Raw genomic sequence first — 15,410 nt, 5'->3', positions numbered from 1 at the left:
ACAACGTCAGAAATGACGCGACCAGCTCACGCTGGCAAACACTTGCCGCGGGATGGAGCAGCCCGGTAGCTCGTCAGGCTCATAACCTGAAGGTCGCAGGTTCAAATCCTGCTCCCGCAACCAGACACCAGACAATCAAGCCGTCTCAGGATCTCCTGAGGCGGTTTTTTTGTGCCCTTTTCCTGAGCTTAGACCGAGTCGCGAGCCTCCGGGGCGCCTCGCCGAATGCCACCACGTCGATTTGCTTTTGGGAGTATTTTCCGGGGTAATCCCCGCAGACACCTGCGGCGTACCCCCAAATGGCTCTCAAGGAACTCGAAGCTCGCTACGCCACCAAGCGCCCCAAGAACTATAAGCTAGCTGACCGCGGCCGCCTCTATCTGCTGGTCCGCCCCAACGGCGCAGTGCGTGCGGATATTGACGGTCCTAGGGAGAGTGCCGGTTTCCATTTTTCGATAGAGCATCGAACGGCACCGTCAAGTTCGGTCGAGGACGGGGTCGATGCGGAGGATCAGCGTCGGTGGCAAGGAAGAGTCATGGCCGGACGTATCAACTCGAGACGCTGAGCGGCCGCTGCCAATAATCGCTTGCCCGCGGCTACCTCTCCGACGGAGCGTAAGAACTCGAAGCGAGAGTGCGGGGAAGTGACGAGGGAGGTAGTACCGCGCCGCGTTCGGTTAGTCACCTGATCCGGCGTTATTACACTCGGGGTACGGGGACATGTGAGGTGAAACGCGCCCGCAAACCAACACGTTGAGCACCGCTTGATTACACCTCGACCTCTAGTGCCGCAGCGTGCCGGAAGAGGACGGGCCCGCTTAATCAAGTGCCTTCAGAATCGCCCGTCCGTAAGCTGTCTTGCTAAACCGTTGACCCGCCTGCCGCGCTTGATCCACAGAGATGAAGCCCTGATGGAAAGCGATCTCTTCGAGGCAAGCGATTTGTACGCCTTGCCGGTGCTGGATCGTCCGGACGAATTCGCCGGCTTCAAGCAAGCTTTCATGCGTGCCGGTGTCTAGCCACGCGTAGCCGCGGCCCATCTGTTCGACGTATAAATCCCCTGCTTCAAGGTAGAGCCGGTTGATGTCGGTGATCTCCAACTCACCTCGCGCCGAGGGCATAAGATTTCGCGCATATTCCACGACACGATTGTCGTAGAAATACAAACCAGTCACCGCCAGGTTCGATTTGGGCCGCGCCGGTTTCTCTTCGATCGACAGGGCGCGGCCGCCTTGGCCCAACTCGACGACACCGTAGCGCTCGGGATCTTCGACGTGATAGCTGAACACCGTGGCGCCGCTGGGACGTGCTACCGCGTTCGCCAGCAGATCGGTTAGGTGCGCGCCGAAGAAAATATTGTCACCCAGCACGAGGGCGACATTGTCACCCCCGATGAAGCTCTCGCCGATCGTGAAGGCTTGTGCGAGACCTTCCGGGCGAGGTTGCTCTCCATAGGCGATGTTCAGTCCTAAATCGCTACCATTATTAAACAGACGGCGATAATTATCAATGTATTCGGGACTGGATATGATCAGTATGTCTCGGATTCCAGCCAGCATCAATACCGATAGCGGATAATAAATCATCGGCTTATCATATACGGGCAACAGCTGCTTATTGACCGCAAGTGTTGCCGGATGCAGCCGGGTTCCGGAACCACCAGCAAGAATGATGCCCTTCATTTTACAGTTCCGATCAGTTCGTCCAGAATGTCCGCTAACGCTTGTGGCCATTGCCGAGGCGTGATTCCGTATGCGGCGGTGATCGCCGTGTGGTCCAGCAGCGAGTTCGCGGGGCGTCGCGCGGGCGTGGGGTAATCGGCGGTACCAATCACTTCGACCTGCGCAACGGGGCCGCCGCGTAGACCAGATTGGCGGAAAATCTCTGAGGCAAACCCGGCCCAACTGACCGCGCCGGCATTGCTGAAATGAAAGGTACCCGTTGGCGCCGCCGCATCCTGCACGAGCCTTTGCACGATCCCGATCAACGCCCTTGCAAGGTCCGAGGCGGCGGTAGGGCTGCCGATCTGATCGCCGACTATCCGCAGAGAGGATCGTTCGGCAGCCGCTCGCAGCATCGTTTTTACAAAGTTGCTGCCATGCGGCGAAACCACCCAGGCTGTACGAACGATCGCATGGCGAGCGCCGCTCGTGCGTACTGCCAATTCGCCGCCCAGCTTCGAGGCGCCATACACACCGAGCGGTGCAACCGGATCGCCGACCTCCCATGCCCCCATTTTGTCGCCGGCAAAAACATAATCTGTCGAGAGCTGAACAAGCGGGATGTCAGCCGCGGCGCAGGCTGCACCAAATGCTGCCGGCGCCAACGCGTTGATGCGCCATGCCGCGACGGCATCGCTTTCCGCCTTGTCGACCGCCGTATAGGCAGCCGCGTTGACGACTGCCGCCCATGGCTCGCTGGCCACCTTCGCCGCTATGGCCGCAGGATCAGCCAGATCGAGCGCATCTCGCGAGAGGGCCACCGCCTGCCAGCCACTTGGCCAAGCGGCACGCACCAGTTCGGTGCCGAGCTGACCGGTTGCCCCGGTGACGAGGACGCGCCGGGTCATTGCACGCCGGCAAAGCGGATCGACTGGTATATCGACATCAAGCCACCACGCCGCGCCGCTCGGCAGCGCTGGCCTCGATCAGCGGGCGCCACCAGCTCTCGTTCGCCAGATACCATTCCACGGTCTTGCGGATACCAGTGTCGAACGTCTCCGCTGGAGCCCAGCCAAGTTCGTCGCGAATGCGCGAAGCATCGATTGCGTAGCGTCGATCATGGCCAGGCCGGTCCGCTACCGAGGCGATCTGCTCGGCGTACCGCTTGCCATCTCGACGGGGCCGCAGTTCGTCTAGGATCGCACAGACGCTTTGCACCACTTCGATGTTCTGCTTCTCGTTATTGCCGCCGACGTTATAGGTACGACCAGGATGGCCGCGCTCGAATACCAACTGCAATGCCCGGACATGGTCTTCGACATAGAGCCAGTCGCGCACCTGATCGCCAGCGCCGTACACAGGCAGCGGCTCGCCCGCGATCGCCTTCGCAATCATCAGGGGGATCAGCTTCTCGGGAAAGTGATAGGGACCATAATTGTTCGAACAGTTAGTGATTAGCACAGGTAGCCCGAATGTATGCCCCCAAGCGGAAACGAGATGGTCGCTCCCCGCTTTGGATGCCGAATAGGGCGACCGTGGATCATAAGGGGTCTCTTCCGTAAAAAAACCCTCGCCGCCCAGGGATCCATAGACCTCGTCTGTAGAGATGTGGTGGAACCGAAACGAATGCTTCGCGCTATCCTCAAGCGTGAGCCAATAGGATCGCGCTTCAGCCAGCATGATGTAGGTGCCGACCAGATTGGTCTGAACGAAGGCGCCGGGGCCGTCGATGGAGCGATCTACATGGCTTTCCGCGGCCAGATGAGTCACGATCTCCGGACGGAATTCAGCAAGCGCGGCCCGCACTGCGTCAGCGTCGCAGATGTCGCCCTGGACGAAACGATAGCGGTTGCTCTCTGCCACGCGCTCGACGGTAGAAAGCGTGCCGGCGTAGGTCAGCTTGTCGAAGTTGAGCACTTCGTGCGTCGTGTTGTCGATAAGGTGACGTACGAGCGCCGAACCGATGAAACCGGCGCCGCCGGTGACGAGAATGCGCATGTAATTTCCTCAGGCGAGCGGAGCCAGCGGACGGCCGTCGTAGACAAACGGACTGTCGAATTCGGAGAGCAAGGGCAGCGCCTGATCCTTTGCGCTCAGCTCGGGCGCCACCCCGTCGGGGATGGGCCAGTCGATGCCGATAGCAGGATCGTCCCAGCCGATCCCGCCGTCATGGTCGGGAGCATAGGTGTCCGAGCATTTGTAGGTGACCTCACAATAGGGTTCGAGCGTCACGAAGCCATGTGCGAATCCAATCGGGATAAAGAGTTGGAACCCATTTTCGGCGCTCAACTCGGCGCCCACCCACTGGCCGAAGGTCGGTGAGCCCCTGCGCACATCCACGGCGACGTCGAAGATGCGCCCGCGGACGCAGCGCACCAGCTTGTCCTGCCCGCGTCCCGGCGTCTGGAAATGCAAGCCGCGCAGCGTAAAGGCCGGGACCGACAGCGAATGGTTATCCTGAACGAAGGTGCAGTCTATCCCGATCGCAGCGAAGCGCTCGACATTGTATACTTCGGTGAACCAGCCCCGGGCATCGCCATGGCGGGTCGGACGTAGCAGATGGATTGGCGACGGCATGCGCGTTCGCTAGCGCGTCATGCAACCGACCACAAGGTGAGCGGAAGCTCCCAAGTTCACGCTTGTACTCCCGTGCGCGGTCGTGCACGCGAACCGCGCTTTCAACCCCGGCACCAGATGCAGCAACAAATGGGTTATCGACTTTGAAGCGTATTTTCGATGTGATCGTGGCTGCAACGATGCTGATCGTCCTCTGCCCGCTGATCCTGGGCATAGCGTTCGTGGTGTGCGTAAAGCTGGGCCGGCCGATATTGTTCTCTCAGGTTCGCCCAGGCCAACACGGCAAACCGTTCCGGATGATCAAGTTCCGTACGATGCTCGATGCCGTAGACCAGCACGGCACGCCGCTTCCCGATTCCGAGCGCCTCACGTCCTTTGGCCGCATGTTGCGTGCCACGAGCTTGGACGAACTGCCGGAACTGGTGAACGTGCTCCGCGGCGAGATGAGCCTGGTCGGCCCCCGCCCATTGCTAATGCAGTATCTGCCTCTTTACACGGCAGAGCAGGCGCGGCGCCACGAAGTGCGTCCGGGACTAACCGGCTGGGCGCAGGTGAACGGGCGGAACAGCCTGAGTTGGGAGGACCGCTTTGCGCTGGACGTTTGGTATGTCGACCATCGCACAATGTTGCTCGACTTGCGCATCCTGTGGCGCACCTTACGAAAAGTAATCCTGAAGGAGGGCATTTCGGCCGAAGGCGAGGCAACGATGCCCCCGTTCACAGGAACGAATGAGAGAGGATAGCGCAATGCGTTGTATAGCAGTCTACGGAGCCAGCGGCTTCGGCCGGGAAGTCATGCCGCTCGTGCGCTTGCAACATGGCGACCGCGACACAGCAATCGTTTTCGTTGACGATGGGGTGGCTGGTTCAGAGCAAGTCCTGTCGTTCGACGCGTTCCTGGCGCGGCCCGAGCCGCAGAAGCAAGCGGTCATCGCCATCGCCAATTCCGCCGTGCGCGAGAAACTAGCGACCCGCTGCGCCGAAAATGGCGTCGAAATCATTGACGTGCGGGCCTCGAACGCTTGCTCGCTGGACAATGTCGAGATTGGAGATGGGAGCATCCTGTGCGGATTCACCCATTTGACCTCCGACGTGCGGATCGGACGGCACTTCCACGCCAACATCTACGCCTATGTAGCGCATGACTGCGTGATCGGCGACTATGTGACGTTTGCGCCGGGAGTGAAATGCAATGGCAATGTCCATATCGACGATCACGCCTATATCGGGACCGGCGCAATTCTGAAGCAGGGCATGCCGGACAAGCCGCTGAAAATCGGGCGGGGCGCGGTGATCGGGATGGGCGCCGTCGTGACCAAGGATGTCGCCCCCGGCGAGACCGTGATCGGCAACCCAGCGCGGCCGATGCAGCCGCGCTGAGGTCGCCGAAGTCTCCGAGGGGTCACTTAGCGGCTTTTGTGAGCACAGACCGGATCGCAGTGACGGCGCGATCCAGTTCGGCATCCTCCATCGTCGGATGGGTGAGGAACATCAGGCTGGTTTCGCCGAGTTCGCGCGCGATGGGCAAACGCTCGACCGGCTTGAACGGGGTACCGTCGAACGCCTTTTCGAGATAGACCTCGGAACAGGTGCCGTGCAATACCTGCACACCCTCTGCGACGAGCGCCTCGACGATGCGATCCCGTGACCAGTCCGGGGCGAGGCCTTCGGGCCGAACATAGGCGTAGAAGCGATAGAAAGCATGAGTCTGCTTCGGACCGGGAAGCGGAGCCCGCACGGCAGATTCGAACGGCGCGAGCGCTTCGGCAAAGCGCATCGCGATCTCGGTACGGCGCAAGGTCCACGATGCCACACGCCCCAACTGGATGCGCCCGATCGCCGCCTGCACTTCCAGCATACGCCAGTTGGTGCCGAAGCTATCATGCACCCAGCGAAAACCGGGCGGGTGCGTGCGCTCGTACACTGCTTCCCAGCTCTTGCCATGATCCTTGAACGACCACATCGACGACCAGAGCGCCGGATCGTTGGTCGTGACCATACCCCCTTCTCCACCGGTGGTCATGATCTTGTCCTGACAGAACGACCACGCACCGACATGGCCGATGCTGCCCACGCTGCGATCGCCGACCCGCGCGCCATGCGCCTGTGCGCAATCCTCGATTACGGCGATGCCGTGGCGGTTCGCCAGTTCCATGATGGCGTCCATGTCGCAGGGCCATCCGGCGAGGTGCACCGGGATGATCGCGCGCGTGCGATCGGTGATGCAACCCTCGATCGTCGCCGCACTGATGTTGCCGCTGTCGCGGTCGACGTCGGCGAATATCGGCGTTGCACCCGCGTTCACGACGCAGGAGATCGAGGCGATAAAGGTGCGCGGCGTCACGATCACTTCGTCTCCCGCGCCGATCCCGAGCGCCTTGAGCGCGACATCGAGGGCGAGCGTCCCGTTGGCGAGCGCCACGGCACGGCTCGACCCCGTCCAGACTGCAAACTCGCGCTCGAAGGCACGGCCGATCTCGCCGGTCCAGTAATTGACCCGATTGGATCGGATCACTGCCGCCACGGCATCGGCTTCCTCCTCGGTGAAGCTCGGCCAAATGCTTTTGCTACCAATCATGTCACTCCTTCCCCTGCCGCAGGTCCGCAGCCAGGTGTATCCAGTCCACCAGTCCGTCGCTTGGCGTGAATTCTTCGACTAGCTGCAAGAGCAACCGCCGGATCTCGACAACGTCGTGCGCCGCGATATGACCGCTCATGCTGTCGAGATGCTCCTGAAGCACTGGCCAGGACATACACTTCTCCGTAGCCATCATGATACGGGGATGTTCGGTCGGTTGCGGATCGTTGCCGATCAGCAGTTCCTCGTAAAGCTTCTCTCCCGGCCGCAGGCCGATTGCGCGAATCTGGATGTCGCCACCGCCGCCTTCCGCGTCACTCACCGTCAGGCCGGACAGCTCGATCATGTTGCGGGCGAGATCCAGGATCCGCACGGGTTCCCCCATGTCCAAGACAAAGACCTCGCCGCCCTGCGCCATGGCGCCGGCCTGCATGACCAATTGCGCTGCCTCCGGGATCGTCATGAAATAGCGCGTCATTTCGACATGGGTGATCGTCACCGGGCCGCCATTGCGGATCTGCTCGCGGAAAAGTGGCACGACCGACCCGCTCGAGCCGAGGACGTTGCCGAAACGGACCATCGAGAAACAGGTCTGTGGCCCCGTCGAGGCAAGTCCCTGCAGGATCAACTCGGCGAGGCGCTTGGAAGCGCCCATCGTGTTTGACGGACGTACCGCCTTGTCGGTGCTGACCAGGACGAAATTGTCGACGCCATATTCGAGCGCGAGCTGCGCGACCACCAACGTTCCGAGCGCGTTGTTTCGCACGCCTTCCACGATATTGTGCTCGACCAGAGGTACATGCTTGAATGCTGCGGCATGATAGACCTGCTGTGGGCGCCAGGTGCGGAAGATCTCCGCCATGCGTTCCCGATCGGTGACCGATCCGAGCAGCGGCACCAGCTCGCAACCTGCACTGTTCAGGTCCTCAAGCTCGCGGTGGATCGAGTATAGCGCATATTCGCTGGTTTCGATTAGCAGCAGGCGGCTGGGATTGAGTGCCATCACCTGGCGGGTAAGCTCGCTGCCGATCGATCCGCCGGCGCCGGTAACCAACACCACCTGGCCGGATACCTTGCGGGACAGCCGTTCGCTTTCCGGGGGAACCGGCTCGCGGCTCAGCAGATCGTCGATCGACAGTGGACGCAAGTCGTCGATCTTGACCGTCCCGTTCGCGAGATCGAGTACGCCGGGCAAGGTGCGTACCTCGACCTGCGCCTCGCGTAGCTCCGCGATGATGTCGTTGCGGCGCTTGCGCGAGGCCGACGGGATCGCGAGCAGCACATGGTGGATGTCGAACCGCGTAAGAATCGTATCGAGCGCGCATGGATCATAGACCCGCACACCACCGACGGTGCGGCCGTGCAGGGATCGGTTGTCGTCGAGGAAACCGACGACCTTCATGCTGCCGGCATCAGTAATGGCCGCGGCTAGCTGCTGGCCCGACATCCCCGCGCCATAGATCAACGTGCGATCCGAGGGGGCGGGTCGGCTCAGCTTGCGATACGCGCCGCCCAACCAGTAGCTGGCACCGGTACGCGACAGAAAGACCAGCGCGAAGAGCAGCAGCGGCTGGATGATCCCCACCGTGCGCGGAATGCTCTCGACCCCGTACATCGAGAAGATCGACGCGTAGACGATTCCGTAGCTCGCGCAGGCGCCGATGGTCGCCCAGATGATTCCCTGCCCGGCATAGCGCAGCACTGCACGGTACAGCCCGAACACGACGAACATCGGAATAGCCAGGCACACCGACGCGATGACCGCCACAGTCGGCCGGCCAGCCAGAGTCACGAACTCGCCTAGGCGGAGATAATATGCCAGCCAGACTGCCAGCGTGCAGAACGCCGTATCGACGACAATCGAAATGACTCGCTTCAAGACTCGCGGCAACGCGAGCAGGGGCGTAACAATCGATTCAACCATAGTCGTCAGAAATCCTTCGGGGCCACGAGCGCCGGTTGCCCAAGGGGCGTCGCGGGGTCTAGAAGCGCAACTGCCACGACGCGCGACGAGCATGACCTTTGCTCGCGCAGTTACCTTCACTGCGAAGCCGAAACAAGCGAGCTCAGTTCGTGTACGCCAATCACCCGCGGAGAAAGTTGTGCGGTGCGGGGTAGCCGCTACAAAGACTTTGTGGCAGTGCGCGAGCCTTTCCGGGGATGGGAGCTGCGGCTTCGGCGATGTCGATCAAAGTGATGCTGGTCTTTGGGACGCGTCCCGAAGCGATCAAAATGGCGCCGCTCGCGCTGCTACTCGCCAGTGACCCTCGGTTCGAATGCCGGATCTGCGTGACCGGCCAGCACCGCCAGATGCTCGATCAAGTGCTCCGTCTATTCAACCTCGACGTTGCCCATGACCTTGCGATCATGCGCCCGAAACAGGATCTGAGCGACGTAACCGCTGCGGTGCTGCTCGGGATGCGTGACGTGTTGCGGGAATTCACGCCGGATATCGTCCTGATCCATGGCGACACCGCAACGACGTTCTCGGCAAGCCTGGCAGCCTATTATCATCAGATTCCCGTGGGCCATGTCGAAGCCGGGCTCCGGACAGGCAACCTTTATTCTCCCTGGCCCGAGGAGGGTAATCGCAAGCTGACCGGGGCGCTCGCAACATTGCACTTCGCTCCGACCGTCTCGTCGGCGGCCAATTTGCACCGCGAAGGCGTTGACGAGGCAGCGATCCTGGTGACCGGGAACACGGTGATTGATGCGTTGCTCCAGGTGGTCGGTCGCCTGCGCGAGAATGGCGAACTGCGCGCTGCGATCGCGCGTGATCTGCCGCCCCTGTCCGACGATCGACGCATGGTTCTCGTGACCGGGCATCGCCGCGAAAGCTTCGGCGGCGGGTTCGAGCGGATTTGCGAGGCGCTCGCGACGGTCGCGGCCGACTTCCCCGACGTCGACATCGTCTATCCCGTCCATCTGAACCCGAGCGTCCAGGAACCGGTCAATCGACTGCTCGCCGGCATCCCGAACGTTCACCTCATCGCGCCCCAAGACTATCTTCCGTTCGTGTACCTGATGGATCGGGCGCATCTGCTGCTGACCGATTCCGGCGGGGTCCAGGAGGAGGCGCCCTCGCTGGGCAAACCGGTGCTGGTGATGCGGGATACCACGGAACGTCCCGAGGCCGTGGAGGCCGGCACGGTCAAGCTGGTGGGCACCAATGTCGAAGCAATTGTGGCAGCGATCCGCCAGCTACTTACCGACCAAGCCGAATATGCCCGGATGAGCTTCGCGCATAATCCCTATGGTGATGGCGCCGCAAGCGGCCGGATCGTCGATGGCCTGATCGCCTGGTCGCTAGGACGAGCCCTGAACGAAGGACCTGACGCGTAATGACTGCAACGTTTTCCGTGATCGGGCTCGGCTATATCGGCCTTCCCACCGCCGCCGTGCTCGCGAGCTCGGGAAGCACGGTGATCGGCGTCGACATCAATCGCCACGCCGTCGATACCATCAACGACGGCCGCATCCACATTGTCGAGCCCGGGCTTGGCGATATGGTGGCGGAGGTCGTGGCCGCCGGACGGTTGCGAGCAACGACCGTGCCGGCGCCTGCCGACACCTTTCTCATAGCGGTGCCGACGCCGTTTCTGAGCGATCGCACCCCCGATCTCCGTTTCGTTCAAAGCGCCTGCGAGGCGATCGCGCCCGTACTCAAGCGGGGCGACACCGTAATTCTGGAATCGACGTCCCCGGTGGGCGCGACGGAACAAGTCGCGCAATGGCTCGCCGAGGCCCGGCCGGATCTTGCCGTGCCGGGGCAAGGAGGCGCGGCCGACATCGCGATCGCCTATTGCCCTGAACGGGTGCTGCCGGGCAACGTTTTGACCGAACTCGTGCAGAACGATCGCGTGATCGGCGGGCTGACCCCGGCGTGCGCAGAGGCGGCGCGGGCGGCCTATGCCTTATTCGTGGAAGGCGAGTGCATTCTCACCGATGCTCGGACGGCCGAGATGTGCAAGTTGACCGAAAACGCGTTTCGCGACGTCAACATCGCGTTCGCCAACGAGCTTTCGCTGATCTGTGACCGGCTGGACATCAACGTGTGGGAGCTGATTCGGCTCGCAAACCGTCATCCCCGCGTAAACATCCTCCAGCCCGGTCCGGGGGTGGGCGGCCATTGCATCGCCGTCGATCCCTGGTTCATCGTGTCGTCCGCTCCGCAGGAGGCGCAACTGATCCGCACCGCGCGCGAGGTAAACGACGGTAAGCCCAAATGGGTGCTTGAGAAAGTGCGCGCCGCCACCGCCGATGCCGCTGCGCGGAAGAGCGATGGCGCACCGGTTCGCGTCGCTTGTCTCGGCTTGGCGTTCAAGCCCAATATCGACGATCTGCGCGAGAGCCCGGCGCTGGCAATCTGCGAGCGCCTAGCCGAGGCTGGTCTCGACGTCCTGGCAGTGGAGCCGCATATCGAGGCGTTACCGCCCCAGCTTGAGGGCCGCGCTCGGCTGATGGATGTCGAAGCGGCACTGCAGTCCGCCGACGTCGTATTGTTGCTTGTCGATCACGCCGCATTCCGAGACGCGCATGCATATCTGGCGCCTGGGGCTCAACTGATCGACACCCGCGGCCTGTGGGACGGTGCGGATCCGCCGCGCGCGGTCGGCTGATCGGCACGCAACGTGCGCTCATTCATCAAGCACCCTGGGGTGCGTAATCTTGTTGCGCTGATTGGCATCCAGGGCAGCAATGCCTTCGTTCCGCTGCTCATCGTGCCGTACGCGCTGTCGGTCATCGGCGTCACCGCCTACGCGCAGGTCGCCATCACCGAGGCGATCTCCGTACTCGCGCTTGCCGCGGTACTGTTCAGTTTCGACGTCGATGGCGTCGCCAGATTGGCGCGGCTGGGCCCTGAGGCCAAGCGCGAGGCACTCGGCGATGTCCTGAGCGAGATTCTGCTGGCCCGCCTCCTGTTGTTCGCGACGGTGTCGCCGCTCCTCCTGATGATCTACTGGCTGGCGCGCGGCGACGGCATCCTCCTGCTGGCGCTGTGGCTGCTCGTGCCGCTCGGCCAGGTATTCCACTCCTACTGGTTCTACCAGGCCGTCGAAGACAATTTCGCCGCGGCGATTCTCACTCTTCTCTCGCGCGTCGCCACCCTTGCCATCGTGTTCACCTGTGTCCGCGGGCCTGAGGATGCTGCCCTAATACCGCTCGCGATCGGGGGGCCGTTCGTTCTCGGCGGCTTGCTTTCCACGGCTCATATCGTACGCCAGTTTGGCATCACGTTGCGCTGGGTCGGGCTGCGAACGGTCCTTGCCGGGCTTCGCCAGGGGAAGGAGATATTCGCCGGCAATGTCGCGGTCTCGTTCTATCGAGAAATGAACGTCGTGATCCTCGGGATCGTCGGCGTGTCGGCCGCCGGCATCTCGACCTATGCACTGATCGAGAAGACCATCAAGATGCTGCAGGCATCCACGCGCCCGTTCAGCCAGCTCTTCTTCCCCAAGGTCCTGCGCGCGCTTTCCGGTGCGACCGAGCCGAGCCCGGTCGTGGCCCGTCTGATCGCCCGCTATACCTTGCCGCAGATCGCCGCGGCCCTAGCGCTCATCGTTGCGTTTCCGATCGCATATGCGCTAGCCTGCATGTCGTTCCCGCGCCTTGTGGAATTTCGAGCGCTTCCTCAGGTCGAGACAATGGCCATAATCATGGCGCCCGCCATGCTGCTAGGCTTGGCAAATTTCATGTATGGCACCGCCGGTTTGAATACCCTGAGTCATCGGAGATATCTGTTCGCAGCCATTCTCGTTACCGGAATCTGCAACATCGCCTTTTGCTTCCTGCTCTCCTGGCTGATCGGGACGATGGGCGCGGCGATCTGCTTCCTTCTGGCAGAAGCGCTCCTCTTCGCCCTCGTGCTCGCGCCCTATCTCCGCAAGCATACCCCGCAACCCACGCCTCTTGGGCAAGGAGACCTGTCGTGACGCCCCCAAGACCGTCGGCCGAGCGCTGCGGCGCAGACGATTAGAAAGAATGCGCATGCCCTATGCCTATATCTGCACAAACTATAACAACGCGCACTTTACGCGGGCAGCCGTGCGCACGCTCAACGCGGGAAGCCGTCCCCCCGCACGCATCATTGTCGTGGACAACCGATCCGAAGCCAAGGACGTCGAAGCGCTGGAAGCACTCGCGCTCGAGCACGCGAATGTCGATTTGGTGCTTAACCAAGAGAATATCGGGTATTTCGCCGGATTGAACAGCGGCATCGACCGGATGCGCGCAGTGGATCCCACCCTGACGACGATGGTGGTCGGCAACAACGATCTGGAGTTCCCTCCTGATTTCGGCGAGCGGCTGAGCGAGGTGGTGGCGGATTGCCCAGATTGCCCAGTAATATCCCCCTATGTCGAGACACTAGACGGCATGCCGCAAAACCCCCATGTGGTTTCGGGGGTCAGCCGCGTGCGCGAACTCATTTACGACCTCTATTACGCCAACTATCATCTTGCGAAGCTGATCCGAGCGGTAGCCCGCCGCACGCACAAGGTCACCGACCGCCGCGATGAAGAGGGGCATGCCACTGCACAGTATATCTATCAGGGTCATGGCTCCTGCTACGTGCTCACGGCAGCGTTCTTCCGCGAATTTGAACGGCTCTGGGCGCCTACTTTCATGATGGGGGAAGAGTTCTTCCTCAGCCGACAATTGGCCGAGCGCGGACTCCTGACCTATTACGATCCGCGGATCCGCGTCCGGCATCACTGCAACGGCGCCATCGAGAATGTGCCCGCCCGAAAGATGTGGAGGCTGGCACGCGACGCCCATCGCGTCTATCGGCGCTACATCAAGCCCTGGCATCGTCAGGATTACGGCCCAACACCCAGAAGCGGCGAGCAATGAGACAGTACCAGATTTGCACCAACTGCGTGATGGACACGTCGGACTCGCACATCTCGTTCGATGAAAATGGCGTTTGCGATCATTGCCGTGGCTTCAAGGAACATGTCGAACCGAACTGGCACCCGAATGCCGCCGGTGAGCAGATGTTCGCCAAGGTGGTCGAGAAAATCAAGGAGGACGGCAAGAGTCGCGATTTCGACTGCATCCTGGGAATGAGTGGCGGTCTGGACAGTTCTTTCCTGTTGCACAAGGCCGTCAAGGATTTCGGTTTGCGACCGCTTGTATTCCACGTCGACGGCGGCTGGAACACGGATATCGCAGTGAGTAATATCCAGGCTTTGGTCGACGGCCTGGGGCTGGATCTCTACACCGAGGTGATCAACTGGAACGAGATGCGCGACTTCCAGCTTGCCTTTTTCAAGGCAGGCGTGCCGCACATCGACATTCCGCAGGATCATGCATTCGTAGCGACGCTGTACAACTTCGCCGATAAGCACAACATCAAGTACATTCTCAACGGCGGCAATATCGCCACTGAGTGCGTGCGCAATCCGCTCGAGTGGCTCTACTACGGCACTGACATGCGGCAGTTGAACGACATTCGACGTCAGTTCGGATCGGTGCCGATGCGGACCTATCCTTTTAGCAGCGTCCTTCGTCACAAGGTTTATCTGCGCTATATCCGCAAGGTAGAAGTGGTCAAGCCGCTCGACTGGATGCCCTATACAAAGGAGCTGGCGCGCAATACGCTGTCGGATCTTTATGGCTGGAAGCCCTATCCGCAGAAGCACTTCGAATCCCGCTTCACGCGCTTCTACGAGGGCTATTGGCTCCCGGAGCGGTTCGGCTACGATACGCGGCGCGTTCAGTTTTCCAGCCTCATTCTGACAGGGCAGATGCGTCGCGAGGAAGCGATCGAAGCGCTCCAGCATCCGGCTTATGATCCAGAGACGATCGACCACGAATTCGACTATATCGCGCGCAAATTGGGTATCACGAGCGAAGAGCTTCGCGGCTACTTCACGATGCCCAAGAAGAGCTATGCCGATTACAAGAACCAGCGCTGGATGTTCACTCTCGGGGCCAAGGTGCTCCAGGCGATCGGTGCGGAGAAGGCGGTCAAGCGGTGATCGCCATTCTCAGCTACGGTCTAGGCAATATCAAAGCATTCGCCAACATCTACAAGGGGTTGAACATCCCGGTCGTCGCGGCGGAGGACCGCGCCACGCTTGCGGCGGCGGATCGCATCATTCTGCCGGGCGTGGGCGCATTCGATCATGCGATGTTGCGGTTGCGCGCGTCCGGGCTCTTCGAAACGCTTGAAGAGCAGGTAATCGGTCGCGGCAAGCCCGTGCTGGGCGTTTGCGTCGGCATGCAGATGCTCGCGCAGTCAAGCGAGGAGGGCGAACAGCCGGGCCTCGGCTGGATAGACGGTCGCGTCGCGAAAATCAGCTTCCCGGAAGGCGCGGCGCGCGGATTGCTGCCGCATATGGGATGGAGCGCGATCAGGCCCAAAGCTGGCCAGCCCCTGCTTGACGGGCTGGACGAAGAGGTCGGCTTTTACTTCCTGCATTCGTATCGCTTCATCTGCAACGATCCAGCGGACGTGATCGCCACGGCGGACTATGCCACGCCGTTCGATTGCGCGGTGCGTCGCGGCAACGTCAATGGCGTCCAGTTTCATCCGGAAAAGAGCCATCACAACGGCATCCGGCTGTTGAAGAATTTCGCGGAGAATTGAG

Annotated in this window: 14 protein-coding genes and 1 tRNA gene; 9 read left to right on the top strand and 6 right to left on the bottom strand. The window is 61.4% G+C overall.

The features are described 5' to 3' along the window. The first annotated feature begins 46 nt into the window (after window positions 1-46). Window positions 47-123, top strand: a tRNA-Met gene (locus RZN05_RS15790). Window positions 124-818: 695 nt separating this feature from the next. Here the strand turns inward: RZN05_RS15790 and rfbA are convergent. The 4 genes from rfbA to rfbC are packed head-to-tail and all read right to left on the bottom strand — an operon-like array spanning window position 819 to window position 4,238. Then, entirely contained in the window at window positions 819-1,682 is an 864-nt protein-coding gene (gene rfbA, locus RZN05_RS15785; RefSeq protein WP_317227525.1) for a glucose-1-phosphate thymidylyltransferase RfbA, read from the bottom strand. After that, window positions 1,679-2,569: a dTDP-4-dehydrorhamnose reductase gene (rfbD, locus tag RZN05_RS15780; protein ID WP_317227524.1), complete on the bottom strand. Its 891-nt coding sequence runs from the start codon at window positions 2,567-2,569 to the stop codon at window positions 1,679-1,681. The genes rfbA and rfbD overlap by 4 nt, the downstream gene beginning before the upstream one ends. 37 nt (window positions 2,570-2,606) lie before the next feature. Beyond that, a complete protein-coding gene (rfbB, locus tag RZN05_RS15775; protein ID WP_317227523.1) occupies window positions 2,607-3,659 on the bottom strand; it encodes a dTDP-glucose 4,6-dehydratase in 1,053 nt (350 codons plus the stop codon). Between the two features lie 9 nt (window positions 3,660-3,668). Continuing rightward, on the bottom strand, window positions 3,669-4,238 hold the full coding sequence (gene rfbC / locus RZN05_RS15770; protein ID WP_317227522.1) for a dTDP-4-dehydrorhamnose 3,5-epimerase: 570 nt from the start codon (window positions 4,236-4,238) through the stop codon (window positions 3,669-3,671). Between the two features lie 143 nt (window positions 4,239-4,381). Between rfbC and RZN05_RS15765 the strand changes: the two genes are divergently transcribed. Then, on the top strand, window positions 4,382-4,981 hold the full coding sequence (locus RZN05_RS15765; RefSeq protein WP_317227521.1) for a sugar transferase: 600 nt from the start codon (window positions 4,382-4,384) through the stop codon (window positions 4,979-4,981). Between the two features lie 4 nt (window positions 4,982-4,985). Continuing rightward, the gene (locus tag RZN05_RS15760) at window positions 4,986-5,618 is read left to right on the top strand and encodes an acetyltransferase (protein ID WP_317227520.1); all 633 of its coding nucleotides are present in this window, start codon (window positions 4,986-4,988) and stop codon (window positions 5,616-5,618) included. A gap of 22 nt (window positions 5,619-5,640) precedes the next feature. Here RZN05_RS15760 and RZN05_RS15755 read toward each other — a convergent pair whose 3' ends face one another. Together RZN05_RS15755 and RZN05_RS15750 are read right to left on the bottom strand one after the other, a co-directional pair. Continuing rightward, window positions 5,641-6,816: a DegT/DnrJ/EryC1/StrS family aminotransferase gene (locus RZN05_RS15755; protein WP_317227519.1), complete on the bottom strand. Its 1,176-nt coding sequence runs from the start codon at window positions 6,814-6,816 to the stop codon at window positions 5,641-5,643. 1 nt (window position 6,817) lies between these two features. Further along, window positions 6,818-8,740 carry a polysaccharide biosynthesis protein gene (locus tag RZN05_RS15750; RefSeq protein ID WP_317227518.1) on the bottom strand — a complete coding sequence of 641 codons (1,923 nt, stop codon included), beginning with the start codon at window positions 8,738-8,740 and terminating at the stop codon, window positions 6,818-6,820. A 257-nt stretch (window positions 8,741-8,997) separates the two neighbouring features. On the opposite strand from RZN05_RS15750, the gene wecB reads away from it, so the two are divergent. Genes wecB through hisH form a run of 6 tightly spaced genes read left to right on the top strand, consistent with a single transcriptional unit; the run spans window position 8,998 to window position 15,409 of the window. Next, on the top strand, window positions 8,998-10,158 hold the full coding sequence (wecB, locus tag RZN05_RS15745) for a non-hydrolyzing UDP-N-acetylglucosamine 2-epimerase (RefSeq protein WP_317227517.1): 1,161 nt from the start codon (window positions 8,998-9,000) through the stop codon (window positions 10,156-10,158). Then, the gene (gene wecC / locus RZN05_RS15740; RefSeq protein ID WP_317227516.1) at window positions 10,158-11,435 is read left to right on the top strand and encodes a UDP-N-acetyl-D-mannosamine dehydrogenase; all 1,278 of its coding nucleotides are present in this window, start codon (window positions 10,158-10,160) and stop codon (window positions 11,433-11,435) included. Before wecB ends, wecC begins: the two co-directional genes overlap by 1 nt. 12 nt (window positions 11,436-11,447) lie before the next feature. After that, the gene (locus RZN05_RS15735) at window positions 11,448-12,749 is read left to right on the top strand and encodes an oligosaccharide flippase family protein (RefSeq protein ID WP_317227515.1); all 1,302 of its coding nucleotides are present in this window, start codon (window positions 11,448-11,450) and stop codon (window positions 12,747-12,749) included. A gap of 55 nt (window positions 12,750-12,804) precedes the next feature. Further along, window positions 12,805-13,668, top strand: coding sequence for a glycosyltransferase family 2 protein (locus RZN05_RS15730; RefSeq protein WP_317227514.1), 864 nt, complete (start codon window positions 12,805-12,807; stop codon window positions 13,666-13,668). Continuing rightward, on the top strand, window positions 13,665-14,798 hold the full coding sequence (locus tag RZN05_RS15725) for an N-acetyl sugar amidotransferase (protein WP_317227513.1): 1,134 nt from the start codon (window positions 13,665-13,667) through the stop codon (window positions 14,796-14,798). The genes RZN05_RS15730 and RZN05_RS15725 overlap by 4 nt, the downstream gene beginning before the upstream one ends. After that, window positions 14,795-15,409 carry an imidazole glycerol phosphate synthase subunit HisH gene (hisH, locus tag RZN05_RS15720; RefSeq protein WP_317227512.1) on the top strand — a complete coding sequence of 205 codons (615 nt, stop codon included), beginning with the start codon at window positions 14,795-14,797 and terminating at the stop codon, window positions 15,407-15,409. The genes RZN05_RS15725 and hisH overlap by 4 nt, the downstream gene beginning before the upstream one ends. Window position 15,410 lies beyond the last annotated feature (1 nt).

This window comes from Sphingomonas sp. HF-S4 (genome assembly GCF_032911445.1).
Lineage (GTDB): Bacteria > Pseudomonadota > Alphaproteobacteria > Sphingomonadales > Sphingomonadaceae > Sphingomonas > Sphingomonas agrestis.
This window is presented reverse-complemented; position numbering and strand designations above follow the sequence as displayed.

What these genes read in the sequence shown, in the direction of transcription:
- rfbA (WP_317227525.1), bottom strand. Translation starts at nt 1,682, where the DNA reads ATGAAGGGCATCATTCTTGCTGGTGGTTCCGGAACCCGGCTGCATCCG.
- rfbD (WP_317227524.1), bottom strand. Translation starts at nt 2,569, where the DNA reads ATGACCCGGCGCGTCCTCGTCACCGGGGCAACCGGTCAGCTCGGCACC.
- rfbB (WP_317227523.1), bottom strand. Translation starts at nt 3,659, where the DNA reads ATGCGCATTCTCGTCACCGGCGGCGCCGGTTTCATCGGTTCGGCGCTC.
- rfbC (WP_317227522.1), bottom strand. Translation starts at nt 4,238, where the DNA reads ATGCCGTCGCCAATCCATCTGCTACGTCCGACCCGCCATGGCGATGCC.
- RZN05_RS15760 (WP_317227520.1), top strand. Translation starts at nt 4,986, where the DNA reads ATGCGTTGTATAGCAGTCTACGGAGCCAGCGGCTTCGGCCGGGAAGTC.
- RZN05_RS15755 (WP_317227519.1), bottom strand. Translation starts at nt 6,816, where the DNA reads ATGATTGGTAGCAAAAGCATTTGGCCGAGCTTCACCGAGGAGGAAGCC.
- RZN05_RS15750 (WP_317227518.1), bottom strand. Translation starts at nt 8,740, where the DNA reads ATGGTTGAATCGATTGTTACGCCCCTGCTCGCGTTGCCGCGAGTCTTG.
- wecB (WP_317227517.1), top strand. Translation starts at nt 8,998, where the DNA reads ATGTCGATCAAAGTGATGCTGGTCTTTGGGACGCGTCCCGAAGCGATC.
- wecC (WP_317227516.1), top strand. Translation starts at nt 10,158, where the DNA reads ATGACTGCAACGTTTTCCGTGATCGGGCTCGGCTATATCGGCCTTCCC.
- RZN05_RS15730 (WP_317227514.1), top strand. Translation starts at nt 12,805, where the DNA reads ATGCCCTATGCCTATATCTGCACAAACTATAACAACGCGCACTTTACG.
- RZN05_RS15725 (WP_317227513.1), top strand. Translation starts at nt 13,665, where the DNA reads ATGAGACAGTACCAGATTTGCACCAACTGCGTGATGGACACGTCGGAC.